Origin of the sequence: Tepidimonas sp., assembly GCF_046292505.1 — a bacterium.
In the GTDB taxonomy this organism is placed as follows: Bacteria; Pseudomonadota; Gammaproteobacteria; order Burkholderiales; family Burkholderiaceae_C; genus Tepidimonas.
Genome location: NZ_JBKBQX010000030.1, coordinates 1 through 15668, shown reverse-complemented (window position 1 = coordinate 15668; position 15668 = coordinate 1). Strand labels below are relative to the sequence as shown.

Below are 15668 nucleotides of genomic sequence, written 5' to 3'. Positions count from 1 at the left end.
GGCCATCCGCTCGGCGCCCGCGGCGCGCGGCTGGTGACGACCGCCGTCAACCAGCTGCATCGCAGCGGCGGGCGCTACGCGCTGTGCACGATGTGCATCGGCGTCGGGCAGGGCATCGCGCTGGTGCTGGAGCGGGTCTGATCGGCGGGGCGGGACGCCCGCAAAAAAAGAACCCCGACCTAAAGGGCCGGGGTTGCAAGCCTTTTGCTGTCACACACAAAGGCACCCGCTCAGGGAGGAAAAGCGGGGAGCCGCGCGAACGGCTCAGGGCGAAATCTACCACAAGCTGACAGCAAATCCAACACAAAGTCGTAAAAAAGCCACTCGAAAGCCGATCCATGGATTAACTATCACTGTTGCCATTTCTGGCTTGAAGCTCGAAGCGCAGCAGTCGGCATTCGATGGGGCCATTGAAGAGCGGTACGCGCCGGCTGGCCTGCAGCCGCAGGCGGCGGGGCAGGTCCCGGTCGGGGGTCAGCACCCAGGCGGTCCAGCCGCCGAAATGCGTTTTCCAATGGGCGGCCAGCCGCTCGTAGAACACGTCGGCGCCCAGGCCGCCCGCGACCCCCGCGGCCTCGATGCGTTCGCCATACGGCGGGTTGAGCAGCAGCACCCCAGGGCGGGGCGTCGGCGGCAGGCGCTGCAGGGCGTCGCCCCCGCGGAACTCCACCGCCGCCCCGACGCCGGCGCGCTCGGCGTTGCGGCGCGCAAAATCGACCATGCGAAACGCCACATCGCTGCCATAGGCCAGAGGCGGTTGACCGGCAGGCCAGGGCCGCTCGTCCGCGCGCGCCTGCTCGCGCAGCGCCGCCCAGCGGGCGGCATCGTGGGGCAGCAGCCGCTCGAACGCAAAGCGCCGTTGCCGCCCCGGAGCCTGCCGCAGCGCGATCTGCGCGGCCTCGATGACCAGCGTGCCGCTGCCGCAGCACGGGTCGAACAGCGGCACCGGATCGCCGTGGGTGTCGGCGCCGGTCCAGCCGGTGGCGGCGATCATGGCCGCGGCCAGCGTTTCCTTCAGCGGGGCGTCGCCCTTGTCGGTGCGCCAGCCGCGTTTGAACAGCGGCTCACCGCTGGTGTCCAAGGCTAGGGTCAGCCGATCGGCGGTCAGGTGGGCGTACAGGCGCACATCCGGGTGCGCGGTGTCCACGCTGGGCCGCGCGCCACAGCGCGCGCGCAGCCGGTCGCAGACCGCGTCCTTGATGCGCAGAGCGGCGAAGTTGAGGCTGCGCAACGGGCTGCGCTGGGCGGTCACCTCGACCTTGATGGTGCGCGCGGGGGTGAACCAGGCTTCCCACGGCACGTCGGATGCGGCGGCGTACAGGTCGTCCTCGTGGCGGTAGGGTCCCTCCCACAGGCGCACCAGCACGCGCTGGGCGATACGGCTGTGCAAATTGAGGCGCAGCACCGTATCCCAGTCGCCGCGCAGGCCGACGCCCGTGCGGCCCACCTGCAGGGCGTCGGTGGCCTGGCCGGTCAAGCGGGCGACCTCGTCGGCCAAAAACGGGGCGCTGCCGCCGGCGCAGGGCACAAACAGATCGAATACGGGCATGGGGTTACAGGGTTTTGCGCAGGCTGGCGGTGGGGATGCGCAGGGCCTCGCGGTATTTCGCGACGGTGCGCCGCGCGCATTCGATGCCCTGCTCCTTGAGCAAATCCGCGAGCTGGCTGTCGCTCAGCGGCTTGCGCGGATCCTCGGCAGCGATCATTTGCTTGATGAGGGCGCGCACGGCGGTGCTGGATGCATTGCCGCCCGCGTCCGTGCCCAGGCTGGAGCCGAAAAAATACTTCAGCTCGAAGGTGCCAAACGGGGTGGCCATGTACTTGGCCGTGGTGACACGGCTGATGGTCGACTCGTGCAGGCCGAGTTCGTCGGCAATGTCGCGCAGCACCAGCGGCCGCATGCCCACCTCGCCATGCAGGAAGAAGCTGCGCTGCCGCTCGACGATGGCGCGCGCCACGCGCAAGATGGTGTCGAAGCGCTGCTGCAGGTTTTTGATGAACCAGCGCGCCTCCTGCAGCCGCTGTTGCAGATCGCCGCCGCGCAGGCCGCGCAAGGCCTGCGCATACAGGTCCGACACGCGCAGCCGTGGCAGCACGGCGGGGTTGAGCTGCACATCGAACTGCGCCCCTTGCACGGTGACGATGACGTCGGGCACGATGATTTGCCGCTCCGCGTCGGCGAAGCGCCGGCCGGGCTTGGGCTCCAGGCGGGTCAGCAGCGCCAGGCCCGCGCGCAGGGTCGCGTCGTCCAGGCCCGTGGCCTGGGCCAGCCGCCGCATGTCGCGCCGGGCGATCCATTCGATGGGTTGCTCGCACAGGGCGAGCGCGGCGCGCGCCTCGGGCGTGTTGGGTTGCTCCAGGATCTGCAGGCGCAGGCACTCGGCCAGATGGCGCGCGCCTACCCCCGCGGGCTCCATCGATTGCAGCCAGCCGAGCGCGCGCCGCATCAGCGAGGCGATTTCTTCCTGCCGCGCTTCGCCGGCCGTCGGGTCCGCCGCCAGCACATGCCGCCACAGCGCGGCGGTCAGGTCCTCCAGCGAGTCGCCCAGGTAGCCGTCGTCGTCCAGCGACTCGATCAAAAAATACAGCGCCGCGCGCTCGTCGTCGTCCAGATGCAGCGCGAGGGCCTGCTGGTGCAGGTGGTCCTGCAGCCGCTCGGTGCTGCGCGCCAGCTCGGCGGCGCTGCCGTGTTCCTCGTCCGCGTGGCGGCCATCCCGATCGACCCCCGGCCCCTCCCACGACCAGTCGGTGCCGTCCGGCGCAAAGGTGTCGTCGGAATCTCCTGTGCCCTCATCCGCCTCCACCGCTGTGGGCCAGTCGTCGGGGGCCGCTGGAGCGGCGCTCTCCAGCAGCGCCAGCGTGTCGGGCATGGCCGGCTCGTCACCGCCGTGGGTGGGGCGGGGCAGGGGCGAATCGTCCGCTCCGCCGTCCGCGTCGCCATCGGCGTCGCTTTCCGCCCCGACCGGCGCCTCCTGCTCCTGCGCACCGTCGGGCGCCTCCTCGTCGTCCGCGCGCTCGAGAAAGGGGTTGTCGGCCAGCATCTGCTCGACTTCCTGCGCCATCTCCACGGTGGAGAGCTGCAGCAGCCGGATCGATTGCTGCAACTGGGGTGTCAGGGTCAGGTGCTGCGAGACGCGCAGCGCGAGGCCGGGCTTCATGCGCGCTACAGACGGAAGTGTTCGCCCAGATAGACCCGGCGCACATCGGCGTTGTCCACGATCTCGGCGGGCGTGCCGCGGGCGAGCACCCGCCCTTCGCTGATGATGTACGCTTGGTCGCAGATGCCCAGCGTCTCGCGCACGTTGTGGTCGGTGATCAGAACCCCGATGCCGCGCGCCTTCAAAAAGCCGATGATGCGCTGGATCTCGATGACCGCGATCGGGTCGATGCCGGCAAAGGGCTCGTCCAGCAGGATGAAGCGCGGTTGCGCGGCCAGGGCGCGCGCGATTTCGACGCGCCGGCGCTCGCCACCGGACAGCGCAGGGGCCGGTGCGTCGCGCAGATGATCGACGTGCAGTTCCTCCAGCAGGGCGTCCAGGCGCGCGCGCAGCTCGGGCTCGGGCAAGGGGCGGCCCGCCTCGTCGCGTTGCAGCTCCAGCACGGCGCGGATGTTCTGTTCCACCGTCAGCTTGCGAAAGATCGACGCCTCCTGCGGCAGGTAGCCCAAGCCCAGCCGCGCACGGCGGTGGATGGGCAGGTGCTCCACCCGCTGGTCGTCGATCCACAGCCGCCCGGCGTCGGCGCGTACCAGGCCGACGATCATGTAAAACGACGTCGTCTTGCCCGCCCCGTTGGGCCCCAGCAGCCCCACCACCTCGCCGCTGCGCACCTGTAGCGACACGTCGTGCACGACGGTGCGGCGGCCGTAGCGCTTGTGCAGGCCCTCGGCACGCAGGCAGGTGGCGGGCGTCGCGGTCACGGGCGGCGCTCCAGGCGGTCGCTCGGGGTCAGGGTGGGGGCGGGGATGTCCGGTGCGGGCTGGCTGGCGGCGGGGTCGGCGCCGCGCGGCGTCAGCAGCGCGCGCACCCGGCCGCCCGGGTTGTCGGGGGTGGACTGCGCGCGATCACCGTCCACGGTGAAGGTGTCGTTGCGGTTGTCGTACACGATGACGGCGCCGCTGGTGCGGTCGTTCAGGACCGTGCCCCGGTAGCGGCGCAGCTCGGCGCGGCCGCGGAAGGTCACGCGGTCGGCCTGTCCGTCGTATTCGATGCGCTCGGCCTCGCCTTCGATGTACTCGTCGAGCCCGTCGCGCTTCTGCCGGTAAAAAGCGCGCTGCGAGGCGTCGCCCAGCGCGATGCCGAATTGTTGCCCCTGATCATTCTGCCGCACCTCGACCTGGTGGCCGCGGATGCGGATCGTCCCCTTGGTGATCACCACCCGGCCGGTGAAGACGCTGACCTGGCGGGCGTCGTCGTAGCGCAGCGCGTCGGCCTCCACGTTCATGGGGGCGCTGCGGTCGGTGCGCTCGGCGTGTGCCGGTACCCCCAGTCCGAGCAGGGCGGCGGCGATCAGGGTGGCGACGGGGGCAGCCCAGGGGCGCGGCGGTGGGGATGCGGCAGGCACGGAATTTGCTCCTCGCGGTGCGCCGATTGTGCCACGACTGGCCCCCAGTACCCCCCGGCCGCCGGCGGCTTAGGCTTGGCGCACGCGCGCGATCAGGGCATCGGCCACGACCAGTGTGCGGGCCGCCTGACCCGGCACGATGAAGCGGCCGGCAATACCCAGCGACGGGGTGGCCTCGACCTCGTAGGCGTCTTGCAACTGCAGTGCGCGCTTGACCTTGCCGCTCACGCCAAAGGACTGGTAGGTCTGTGTGAATGCCTGCCGGTCCAGCCCCTGTTTGGCGGCCCACGCCGCCACGGCGTCGAGCGAGTTGAAGCGCTCGCGCTCCTCGTGGACGGCCTTGAAGGCCTTCTCGTGCAGATCGCCCAGGCGCCCCATGGCCTCGAGCGTGAAATACAGCCGCTGCATCGGCTCGAACGCGGCGTTGAAGCCAACCGGCACCCGGCGCACGACGATTTCCTTGGGCAGCTTGCGCATCCAGGCGGTCATCAGCGGCTCGAAGCGGAAGCAATGGATGCAGCTGTAGGCAAAGAACTCCAGCACCTCGACCTGACCGGGGCCGGTGTCCACCGGGGCCGGCTTGTTCAGGCGCCGGTAGTCGGTGCCTTCGCGCAGGCCGTCCTGGGCTTGGGCGAAGGCGGCGGGCAGGGTGGCGGCGGCACCCAGGCCGAGCAGGGTGGCGTGGAAGTGACGGCGTTGCATGGGCGACTGATGGTGCGGAGTGTTGCGATGACCGTTGGATGGGCGCGCGGGGCGGCGGTTCCTGGGCGCGTCAGCGCTGCACGCGCACCAAAGCGGTGTCGATCTGCTTGGCGCGCAAGCGCTCTTGCATGACCTCGGCCTCCACCTTGTTGCCAAACGGCCCCAGCCGAACCCGGTAAATGCGCTGGCCGGCCTGCTCGCGCTCGCTGACCTTGGCATCGAAACCGAGCAGCGCCAAGCGCGCACGCTGGGCCTCGGCCTCCTCCGCGCTGCGGAAGGCGCCGGCCTGCACGAAGTAGTTGAAGGGATCGGCCGCTGCCGCCGTGGCGTCGGACTCGCCGGCCGCCGGCTGGGGCGTGCCGGCCCGCTGCCGGATCAGGTCCGCGATGGGGTCGCGCCCAGACTCGCCCTTGGCAGCCTCGCCCTTGCCGGATTCGGCCTTGGCGTCGCCGCGGGGGGCTTCGTCCTTCGGGGCCTCGGCCGCGGGGGGCGCGTCGGTGGCGGTGCCAGCCGCTTCGCCGCTGCCCGCGGGTTTGGCCGACGACAGGCCGGCGTTCGGGTTCCAGCTCTTGAGCCGCTCGGCTTCGGTCTCGGGGTGGGTGGGCTTGCGCTGGATTTCGCGGTCCACCAGGGGGATGGGCACTTTGGTGACGTACACGGCCACCGCCAGGGCGATGCCGATACCGATCACCAACCCCAGCACGAAGCCCAGCAACGTGCCACCGCGCTGGCCGGCGGAAGGATGGCGCAAGAAAGCGGTGAGGAACGCCATGGGCGCGGACTCCAAGGGGACGGGCGACGAGCTTACATCGACTCGGGCGCATCCACGCCCAGCACGCGCAGCCCGCTGCGCAGCACCTGCGCCGTGGCGGCCACCAACGCCAACCGGGCGCGCTTGACGGTCTCGTCATCGACCAGGATGCGCTCGGCGTCGTAGTAGCTGTGGTAGGCCGCGGCCAGCTCGCGCAGGTAGAAGGTGATGTCGTGCGGCGCAAAGTCCGTGGCGGCGGCCGACAGCACTTCGGGGTAGCGGCCCAGTTGCAGCATCAGGGCCTGGGCGGCCGGGGTGTCCAGCGGCGCCAGGTCGGCCTCGACCAGTGCCGCCGGGTCGCCCCCCTGGCCGCGCCACTGCGCCAGCACCGAACAGATGCGCGCATGGGCATACTGAACGTAATACACCGGGTTGTCGTTGTTTTGCTGGATGGCCAGATCGACGTCGAAGGTGTACTCGGTGTCGGGCTTGCGCGACAGCAAAAAGAAACGCACCGCGTCCTTGCTGGTCCACTCGATCAGGTCGCGTAGGGTGACGTAGCTGCCCGCGCGCTTGCTGATCTTGACCTCCTGCCCGCCGCGCATGACGCGCACCATGGTGTGCAGCACATAGTCGGGATAGCCGGGCGGGATGCCGACCCCGGCGGCCTGCAGGCCGGCGCGCACGCGCGCGATGGTGCCGTGATGGTCGGTGCCTTGAATATTGATGACCTTGGTGAAGCCGCGCTCCCACTTGGTGATGTGGTAGGCCACGTCCGGCACGAAATAGGTGTAGGTGCCGTCAGACTTGCGCATCACGCGGTCCTTGTCGTCGCCGTAGTCGGTGGTGCGCAGCCACAGCGCGCCGTCGCGCTCGTAGGTCTTGCCGGCGTCGATCAGGCGCTGCACGGTCTGTGCCACGCGGCCGCTGCTGTACAGGCTGGACTCCAGGTAATACTGGTCGAAGCGCACCTGGAAGGCCTGCAGGTCCAGGTCCTGCTCGTGCCGCAGGTAGGCCACCGCAAACTGGCGGATGCCGTCCAGGTCCTCCACGTCGCCGCTGGCGGTGAAGGCCCGGTCGTCGGCCTGGACGGTCTTGCGCGCCAGAAAATCGTCGGCGATGTCCTGGATGTAGTGGCCGTTGTAGGCGGCTTCGGGCCACTGCGGATCGCCGGGGCGGATGCCCTTGGCGCGCAACTGCACCGAGCGCGCCAACGTCTCGATTTGTACCCCGGCATCGTTGTAGTAGAACTCGCGGTGCACCTGCCAGCCTTGGGTCTGGAACAGGTTGCAGATGGCGTCGCCCAGCGCCGCCTGCCGGCCGTGGCCGACGTGCAGCGGCCCCGTCGGGTTGGCCGAGACGAACTCCACCATCAGCCGCTGCCCGTTGGGCGGGCGGTGCCCGTAGCGGTCACCCGCCGCAAGTACCTCGCGCACCACCGATTGTTTGGCGACGGGCTTCAGGCGCAGGTTGATGAAGCCGGGGCCGGCGATCTCCAGCGCAGCCACCCAGCGCCCGAACGCGGGCTGGGCCTGCAGGCGCTCCACCAGGGTCTGCGCGACGGCGCGCGGGTTGGTGCCCAGCGGCTTGGCCAGTTGCAGGGCGGCCGTGATGGCCAGGTCGCCATGGGCGGCGGCCTTGGGTTGCTCGAAGACGGCGCGTGCCGATGCGCCGGGAAGCAACGCCTCCAGCTCGGTCGCCAGCGCGCCGAGCAACTCGGTCTTGACGGTTTGCATGGGGGGGATTGTAGGATCCCGGGGTGCGCCGTCAGTACCGTCAGCGCTGCGCCCCGCGCTGCGCCGCCAGCACGCACAGCAGGTCGCAGGCCACGTGGGCGGCGGCCAGCGCCGTGATGTCGGCGTGGTCGTACGGGGGGCTGACCTCCACCACGTCCATGCCGATCAGGTTCAGCGGCACCAGCCCGCGCACGATGTGCAGCGCCTGCGCGCTGGTCAGGCCCCCGGCCACCGGGGTGCCGGTGCCGGGCGCGAAGGCCGGGTCCAGGCAGTCGATGTCGAACGTCACGTAGGCCGGCCGCGACCCGACGATGGCCAGGACCTGCTGCAGCGCCCAGTCGGCGCCGCGGGCGTGGAGGGTCGGCGCATCCAGCACGTTGAGGCCCATGAAGTCGTCGTTCCAGGTGCGGATGCCGATCTGCACCGAGTGCGCCGGGTCGATCAGCCCCGCGCGCACGGCCTTGTAGAACATCGTGCCGTGGTTGAGCGAGTCCGGCGCGTCGTCCGGCCAGGTGTCGCAGTGGGCGTCGAAGTGCACCAGCGCCAGCGGCGCGCCGAAGCGCTCGGCATGCGCCTGCAGCAGCGGATAGGTCACGTAGTGGTCGCCGCCGAAGGTGAGCATGCGCGCGCCGCTGGCCAGGATGCGCCGCGCGTGGTCGCGGATCGCGCCGGGCAGCGTGTGCGGCTGGTGCACGTCCAGCCAGCAGTCGCCGGCGTCGATCACCGCCAGCGTCTCGAACGGGTCGAACCCCCAGGGGAACGGTTTGAGTTCGGCCAGCTGCACGCTGGCGGCGCGGATCGCCGCCGGCCCGAGGCGCGCCCCGGGCCGATAGGTGGTGGCCAGATCGAGCGGGATGCCGCTGACGACGACGTCGGCACCGGCAAGCGTCCGCGTGTAGGTCCGGCGCATGAAGCTCAGCACGCCGGCGTAGGTCATCTCCGGCCAGGAGCCGAGCAGGCCGGGGCGGCGAATGGCGCCGTCGCCGGCAGGCGGCGCCTCGGGCGGGGTGGGGAGGGTGTCCATCGGCGCGATGCTACCGCGCCACCCGCCACGGCGATGGGGCCACCGTCAGGTGCCGGCCGGGTGCCAGGCGTGCGCCTGCAGGTCCGCCAGGCTCACCACCTGCAGCGCTGCCTCGTGCGTGGCTTCCAGGATCACCGGCGGGGCCACGCCCGCTTCCAGAGCCTCCTTCCAGCGCAGGGCGCACAGGCACCAGCGGTCGCCGGGCTTCAGGCCCGCGAAGCGCCACTCGGGCCGCGGCGTGACGAGGTCGTTGCCGCGCTGCAGCGAAAACGCCAGGAACTCCGCCGTCACCTTGGCGCAGACGACGTGGCGGCCGACGTCGTGCGGGCCGGTGTGGCAGCAGCCGTCGCGGAAGTAGCCGGTCAGCGGGTCGTACGAGCAGGCCCGCAGCGGACCGCCGAGGACGTTGCGGGCGAACGCAGGATCGGTCATGGGCACGGTGGGTCGGGTGGGCCGCCGGGTGCGGGCACGGCGGGGGAGGCTGACCACGGATTGTGCGGCCGGTGGCAAACCCGCGTCGGCGGTGGTCGCTTCCCGGGCCGGCGCTCGGGGCCTTGCGCACGGCCGCAGCACGCGGCGCGCGCCGGCGCCGCCGCTACCCCGCCGCCGACATCGGCTGCAGCGCCGCGCGCGCCGCGTCGCGGATCGCGCGCGTCAGCCGCTGCGCGGTCGGCGGCTCGCGTTCCCAGTGCTGCCAGTACAGCGCCACGTCCACCACCGCGCCGGGCAGCACCTCGGTCAGCTGCGGCCGGCCGGCGCGCGCCTGCAGGTGCATCTCGGGCACCATGCCCCAGCCCAGCCCCAGCTCGATGGCGCGCTCGAAAGCGTCCACCGCCGGCATGAAGTGGCGCGGGTAACGCGCGCCGCGCAGCCCGAAGTGCTGCGCCAGCCAGACGTCCTGCAGCGCATCCTTGCGGTTGAAGATCACCGCCGGCAGCGCCAGCAGCCGGTGCGGCGTCACGCGGCCTTGCGGCGTGCGCGCGCGCGCCGCCAGCGCCGGCGTGGCCACGCAGCGGTAGCGCATCACGCCCAGCGGCTCGGCCACGCAGCCGCGCATGGCGTCGGCGCGCGTGGTCACGCAGCCGATCACGCTGCCGTTCTTCAGCAGCTCGTGCGTGTGGTCCTGGTCGTCGATGGTCAGGTCCAGCAGCAGTCGCTGGCGCGCCAGCAGCGGCGCCACCCCCGGCAAGAACCACGCTGCGGCGGAGTCGGCGTTGATCGCCACCGGCACGCTCTGCCAGCGCTGCCCGGCGCCGCCGGTCAGCCGCTCCAGCAGGTCGGCCTCCATCAGCTGCACCTGCTTGACGTGCGCCAGCAGCGCCTGCCCGGCCGGCGTGGCGCGCACCGTCTTGCCGCGCACCACCAGCCGCTGGCCGAGCTGCGCCTCCAACGCCTTGACGCGCAGCGACACCGCGGCCACCGTCAGCGCCAGCGCCTGCGCGGCGGCGGTGAAGCTGCCGTGCTCGACCACGGCGGCCAGGGCTTGCAGTTGACGGGCGTCCAGCATGGCTGTCAGTTTAGCGAAACTTGATGCGCTCGATTTATCGTCAAAACCATTTAAACACGTGACTTCCCCGGCGACACTGCACCCGTGCCGGCCACGAGGCGCCGGCCCGCCACCACGAACATCGACGACGACCATCGGGAGCACGCACGATGACCACCTTCACCGCCACCCTGCCGGGGCTGGCCGCCCCGGGCTTCACCGCCGGTCTGGTGATGAGCCTGTCGCTCATCATGGCCATCGGCCCGCAGAATGCCCACGTCATCCGCACCGGCCTGCAGCGCCAGCACCTGTGGCTGACGGTGCTGACCTGCGCGGTGGCCGACATCGTGCTGATCGCGCTGGGCGTGGCAGGGCTGGCCCGGCTCGGCGGGCTGTCGGACAAGCTGCACGGCGCGCTGATCGGCGCGGGGGTGCTGTTCCTGCTGGTGTACGGCTGGCAGGCGGCGCGGCGCTTCTGGCAGCCGCCGGCCGCCGCGCCGGTGGGGGGCGGGGCCGCGGCGCCTGCGCAGCCGGGGGGTGCGGCGCCGGTGACGCGCCGCCAGGCCGTGCTGCAGGCGCTGGCGTTCTCGTGGCTCAACCCGCACGCCTGGCTGGACACGGCGGTGCTGATCGGCACCGCGTCGCTGGCCTGGGGGCCGCAGCAGCCGGTGTTCGGGCTGGGCGCGGCGGCCGGGTCGGTGCTGTGGTTCGTGCTGCTGGGCGGCGCGGCGTTCTGGCTCGGGCGGCGCCTCACCTCGCTGCACGTCTGGCGCGCGCTGGACGCTCTGGTGGCGCTGCTGATGTGGGGCACGGCCGCGGCGCTGATCGCCAGCCTGCTGCGCTGAGTCTTGGGCCTCGCCCGACGCCTTTCCCGTCCATCCCCTCAACGCCATCCCCGGAGACACGCATGATCGCCACCCTGACACCCCCCGCGCGCCGCGCCGCCGATGCGCCCATCACCATGTTCGGCCCCGACTTCCCGTTTGCCTACGACGAGTGGCTGGCGCATCCGGCCGGGCTTGGCACGCTGCCCGCCAGCCGCCACGGCACCGAGGTGGCCATCGTCGGCGCCGGCATGGCGGGGCTGACGGCGGCCTACGAGTTGATGAAGCTGGGCCTGAAGCCCGTGGTGTATGAAGCCTCGCGCATGGGCGGGCGGCTGCGCTCGCAGCCGTTCGAGGGCGGCAGCGGCGCGATCGCGGAGCTGGGCGGCATGCGCTTTCCGCTGACGCCGGCAGCCCGTTGGTCAGGTGGGCTTTGGCACGGGTGGGTGGGATTCGGATTTTCCGAACTCGATGCTGGAGATCCTGCGCGTGGTGCTGACCGGCTGCGACGAGAACCAGCACCTGATCGTCGGCGGCGTGCAGCAGGTGCCGCTGGGACTGTGGCACCATGCGCCGCAGCGCCTCGTCCACTGGCCGCAGGGCACGACGCTGGCCCGGCTGCACCACGGCGCGCCCAGGCCGGCGGTCAAGGCCATCCAGCGCGCCGGCAACGGCCAGCTGGAGGTCGCCGACGCCTGGGGCGGCACGCGCCGCTTCGATGCGGTGCTGGTCACCTGCCAGAGCTGGCTGCTGACGACGCAGATCGCGTGCGAGGAATCGCTGTTTTCGCAGAAGTTGTGGATGGCGCTGGACCGCACGCGCTACATGCAGTCGTCCAAGACCTTCGTGATGGTCGATCGCCCGTTCTGGAACGACCTGCGCGCCAACGGCTGGGCGGTCATGGGCATGACGCTGACCGACCGCCTGACGCGCGGCACCTATCTGTTCGACAACGGGCCGGATCAGCCCGGGGTGATCTGCCTGTCCTACGCGTGGATGAGCGACGCGCTGAAAATGCTGCCGTACGACAGCGCCAAGCGCGTGCAGCTGGCGCTGGAGGCGCTGCGCAAGATCTACCCCGACGTGGACATCGCCCGCCACATCATCGGCGACCCGATCACCGTTTCGTGGGAGGCCGACCCCCACTTCCTCGGCGCCTTCAAGGGCGCGCTGCCGGGCCACTACCGCTACAACCACCGCATGTACGGCCACTTCATGCAGGACGCGCTGCCCGAGCGCGAGCGCGGCATCTTCCTGGCGGGCGACGACATCTCCTTCACCCCCGCATGGGTGGAGGGCGCGGTGCAGACGGCGCTCAACGCCGTCTGGGGCATCGTGCGCCACCTGGGCGGCTCGAGCCACCCCGACAACCCCGGCCCCGGCGACTGGTACCCGCACATCGGCCCGGTGGCGCTGCCGGACTGAAAAGGGCGCCCGACCCCATGCGCATCGCCCTCTGGCAAACCCCGCACCCGGCCGCCGGTGACGTGGCCGCGGCGCTGCGCCGGCTGGAGGAAGCCGCCGCGCGCGCGGCGGCGCAAGGCGCGCAGTGGCTCGTCACGCCCGAGATGGCGCTGACCGGCTACCTGATCGCGCCCGAGCGGCTGGCCGAGTTGGCCGAACCCGCCGACGGGCCGCTGGCGCAGGCGGTGGCAGCCCTGGCGCGGCGCCACCGCCTGGGCATCGCCTACGGCTGGCCCGAGCGCCATCCGGACGGCGCCAAGCCTTGGAATGCCGTGCAGGCCATCGGCCCCGACGGCCATCGGCTGGCCGTGCACCGCAAGGTGCACCTGTTCGGCGCGGCGGACCGGGAGCGCTTCACGGCGGGCGAGGCGCTGGCCGCGCCGTTCGAATGGGGCGGCTGGCGCATCGGCCTGTTGATCTGCTTCGACGTCGAGCAGCCCGCGGCGGTGCGCGCGCTGGCACGGCAGGGCGCGCAGCTGATCCTGGCCCCCACCGCCAACATGATCCCGTACGACGACGCGCCGTGCCTGACGCTGCCGCGTCTGGCCGCCGAATCGCGCGTGGCCATCGCCTACGCCAACGCCTGCGGCGCGGAAGGCGATACGCGCTACGGCGGGCTGAGCACGCTGGTCGGTCTGCGCGGGCAGGTGCTGGCGCAGGCTGGCCGCGGGCCGGCGCTGCTCATTGCCGATATCCCGGATTGATCCGATCCAGCCGGCGCAACAAACCGGGCCAAATCAGCGCCCCAGCGCCCTGGCCGCGCGTCACCTACCGGGCCTTTTCGTCATCGCGCAGCGCCACACCTTCGTAGTCGTGGTAGGCCAGACTGGCCAGTACAAAAATCGACTGTTGCGACAGCGGTAGCACCCCCGCCTTCTGCGCCGAAACCGCCACGCCGTTGAGCGTATGCGTGTGCAGCACGCACTGCGCGTCGTGGTGCGCCGCGTGGATGGTGAAGCCGGCCGGGTTGACCGGGTAGGGGCAGTCGTCCAGCTTGTTGCCCTGCAGGTCGATCTTGATGAGGCTGGACGCAGTGATCTCCTCGAACAGCAGGCCGTAGGGGTTAATCAAAAACTGGTCGTCCGTCCCTGGCTCGCGCACCTGCCATTCGGCCTCGCTGACCTGGCCCCGGCGGCAGGGGATGGCGAGGGGGGTGTTCATGTCCACCACGATAGACGGGCGTATAACTGTCGACAATCGCCTTTGCGGCCCGTTTAGGGCAGACCGATATTCGGCTGTTTTCTGGGGGTGCAAGTGGAGGCCATGTTGCAAGCCACACGCAAAACGATGGCTTGAAACGTGTGAAAGTAAAACGAGTGCTGGGAACGGTTGAAATTCGTCGATTGTCCGACCCGGTGATAATTCGTTGTAGCTCCCTCTCTCACCCCGGATGGCTACAATTCAAGTACACCGACTTCGATTATGGGGCGGGTTGTAGCTCCCTCTCTCACCCCGGATGGCTACAATCGGCGGCCGATTCAACCCACACGAGCATGGGTTGTAGCTCCCTCTCTCACCCCGGATGGCTACAATCACGGCTGTGTGGTCCATGTTGACCATGTCGTTGTAGCTCCCTCTCTCACCCCGGATGGCTACAATCTGTCACGTAGCGCATGCAATGCCACCGCCGTTGTAGCTCCCTCTCTCACCCCGGATGGCTACAATAGCCAAACCGTCATAGAACCGTTAATAGAAGTTGTAGCTCCCTCTCTCACCCCGGATGGCTACAATAAGCTGTTAGTAGTAGTAGTGTTTTGCGGAGTTGTAGCTCCCTCTCTCACCCCGGATGGCTACAATCGCAACAAGTTCGCCTACCTGCGCCGGTCCGTTGTAGCTCCCTCTCTCACCCCGGATGGCTACAATCTTGAAAAAAGTGTTGCCCTCATCTTGGGCGTTGTAGCTCCCTCTCTCACCCCGGATGGCTACAATCCATCGGCCGCAAGGAAGCGCGCGACGCCGGTTGTAGCTCCCTCTCTCACCCCGGATGGCTACAATGGTGGCTCTCGGTGAACACGGCCATGTGCAGTTGTAGCTCCCTCTCTCACCCCGGATGGCTACAATGGAATACTACAACACCCTAGTGTCTGGCGTGTTGTAGCTCCCTCTCTCACCCCGGATGGCTACAATGTACACGCACCAATGGAATAACCTCATGATGTTGTAGCTCCCTCTCTCACCCCGGATGGCTACAATTCGTAAGCTGGAACGTGTACTGGGGTCCGTGTTGTAGCTCCCTCTCTCACCCCGGATGGCTACAATTGCGGCGCTCGTTCAGGATGGCGCGCACGTGTTGTAGCTCCCTCTCTCACCCCGGATGGCTACAATACGGAGCGAGTGCTCCCAAATTGCTACCGTGTTGTAGCTCCCTCTCTCACCCCGGATGGCTACAATTGAAGACTGATGCGATCCTTAAGGCATCCGGTTGTAGCTCCCTCTCTCACCCCGGATGGCTACAATGGGTCGCCCACCGGCCGGATCACGCCGTCGGTTGTAGCTCCCTCTCTCACCCCGGATGGCTACAATATGCCAGCTGGTCGATCGCGATGAGCAGGTGTTGTAGCTCCCTCTCTCACCCCGGATGGCTACAATTGATGCCCGCCAAGGACGAAGGCACCGTCAGTTGTAGCTCCCTCTCTCACCCCGGATGGCTACAATAAGACCTTGCTCGTGCCCATGCTGACACTCGTTGTAGCTCCCTCTCTCACCCCGGATGGCTACAATGCTTTAATGCACGCAATAATAAGCGCTGATGTTGTAGCTCCCTCTCTCACCCCGGATGGCTACAATTCGGAGGCCAACCACGTCAACATCGTGTTCGTTGTAGCTCCCTCTCTCACCCCGGATGGCTACAATGCCTGACCATGACGGGCGACATCGGCTGGGGTTGTAGCTCCCTCTCTCACCCCGGATGGCTACAATCGCGCCGAGCTCAAGGAGACCAACCCCAAAGTTGTAGCTCCCTCTCTCACCCCGGATGGCTACAATGCGGCGCTGGCCCGCTACGTCACCATTAAGGTTGTAGCTCCCTCTCTCACCCCGGATGGCTACAATCGGGACAACAGCCGGGTCGTCGTAGGTGGAGTTGTAGCTCCCTCTCTCACCCCGGATGGCTACAATA

At 69.4% G+C, this 15668-nt stretch carries 14 protein-coding genes and 3 pseudogenes; 5 read left to right on the top strand and 12 right to left on the bottom strand.

Annotated features, from left to right (window positions below; all coding sequences use genetic code 11):
• Window positions 1-141, top strand: a pseudogene (locus tag ACK4TH_RS10265) (3-oxoadipyl-CoA thiolase); the annotation flags it as partial.
• Between the two features lie 202 nt (window positions 142-343).
• Here the strand turns inward: ACK4TH_RS10265 and ACK4TH_RS10260 are convergent.
• From ACK4TH_RS10260 to argP, 10 genes are all read right to left on the bottom strand, one after another.
• On the bottom strand, window positions 344-1549 hold the full coding sequence (locus tag ACK4TH_RS10260; protein ID WP_409626013.1) for a class I SAM-dependent RNA methyltransferase: 1206 nt from the start codon (window positions 1547-1549) through the stop codon (window positions 344-346).
• Window positions 1550-1553: 4 nt separating this feature from the next.
• The gene (gene rpoN, locus ACK4TH_RS10255) at window positions 1554-3158 is read right to left on the bottom strand and encodes an RNA polymerase factor sigma-54 (RefSeq protein WP_409626010.1); all 1605 of its coding nucleotides are present in this window, start codon (window positions 3156-3158) and stop codon (window positions 1554-1556) included.
• 5 nt (window positions 3159-3163) lie between these two features.
• A complete protein-coding gene (gene lptB / locus ACK4TH_RS10250; RefSeq protein ID WP_409626007.1) occupies window positions 3164-3919 on the bottom strand; it encodes an LPS export ABC transporter ATP-binding protein in 756 nt (251 codons plus the stop codon).
• Complete coding sequence (gene lptA / locus ACK4TH_RS10245; protein WP_409626004.1) at window positions 3916-4563, bottom strand: lipopolysaccharide transport periplasmic protein LptA; 648 nt, start codon at window positions 4561-4563, stop codon at window positions 3916-3918. Before lptA ends, lptB begins: the two co-directional genes overlap by 4 nt.
• A gap of 69 nt (window positions 4564-4632) precedes the next feature.
• Complete coding sequence (locus ACK4TH_RS10240) at window positions 4633-5265, bottom strand: thiol:disulfide interchange protein DsbA/DsbL (RefSeq protein WP_409626001.1); 633 nt, start codon at window positions 5263-5265, stop codon at window positions 4633-4635.
• Between the two features lie 70 nt (window positions 5266-5335).
• A complete protein-coding gene (locus ACK4TH_RS10235; RefSeq protein WP_409625998.1) occupies window positions 5336-6037 on the bottom strand; it encodes an SPOR domain-containing protein in 702 nt (233 codons plus the stop codon).
• A 32-nt stretch (window positions 6038-6069) separates the two neighbouring features.
• Window positions 6070-7752 carry an arginine--tRNA ligase gene (argS, locus tag ACK4TH_RS10230; RefSeq protein ID WP_409625995.1) on the bottom strand — a complete coding sequence of 561 codons (1683 nt, stop codon included), beginning with the start codon at window positions 7750-7752 and terminating at the stop codon, window positions 6070-6072.
• Window positions 7753-7792: 40 nt separating this feature from the next.
• Complete coding sequence (speB, locus tag ACK4TH_RS10225; RefSeq protein ID WP_409625992.1) at window positions 7793-8776, bottom strand: agmatinase; 984 nt, start codon at window positions 8774-8776, stop codon at window positions 7793-7795.
• A 45-nt stretch (window positions 8777-8821) separates the two neighbouring features.
• Window positions 8822-9208 (bottom strand): DUF2237 family protein, encoded by a 387-nt coding sequence (locus tag ACK4TH_RS10220; protein WP_409625989.1) that lies wholly within the window; start codon window positions 9206-9208, stop codon window positions 8822-8824.
• A 163-nt stretch (window positions 9209-9371) separates the two neighbouring features.
• Complete coding sequence (gene argP / locus ACK4TH_RS10215) at window positions 9372-10283, bottom strand: HTH-type transcriptional regulator ArgP (RefSeq protein WP_409625986.1); 912 nt, start codon at window positions 10281-10283, stop codon at window positions 9372-9374.
• 149 nt (window positions 10284-10432) lie between these two features.
• Here argP and ACK4TH_RS10210 point away from each other — a divergent pair, with 149 nt between their 5' ends.
• The 4 genes and pseudogenes from ACK4TH_RS10210 (at window position 10433) to ACK4TH_RS10195 (ending at window position 13254) form a co-directional block, all read left to right on the top strand.
• On the top strand, window positions 10433-11107 hold the full coding sequence (locus tag ACK4TH_RS10210) for a LysE/ArgO family amino acid transporter (protein WP_409625983.1): 675 nt from the start codon (window positions 10433-10435) through the stop codon (window positions 11105-11107).
• A 62-nt stretch (window positions 11108-11169) separates the two neighbouring features.
• A pseudogene (locus ACK4TH_RS10205) lies at window positions 11170-11427 on the top strand (FAD-dependent oxidoreductase); the annotation flags it as partial.
• A 130-nt stretch (window positions 11428-11557) separates the two neighbouring features.
• Entirely contained in the window at window positions 11558-12511 is a 954-nt protein-coding gene (locus tag ACK4TH_RS10200; RefSeq protein ID WP_409625980.1) for a flavin monoamine oxidase family protein, read from the top strand.
• 17 nt (window positions 12512-12528) lie between these two features.
• Complete coding sequence (locus ACK4TH_RS10195) at window positions 12529-13254, top strand: nitrilase-related carbon-nitrogen hydrolase (protein ID WP_409626016.1); 726 nt, start codon at window positions 12529-12531, stop codon at window positions 13252-13254.
• A gap of 67 nt (window positions 13255-13321) precedes the next feature.
• Here the strand turns inward: ACK4TH_RS10195 and ACK4TH_RS10190 are convergent.
• Window positions 13322-13711, bottom strand: a pseudogene (locus ACK4TH_RS10190) (class II aldolase/adducin family protein); the annotation flags it as partial.
• A 1563-nt stretch (window positions 13712-15274) separates the two neighbouring features.
• Window positions 15275-15668 (bottom strand): hypothetical protein (locus tag ACK4TH_RS10185; RefSeq protein WP_409625977.1); only part of this gene is annotated, 394 nt, incomplete at its 5' end.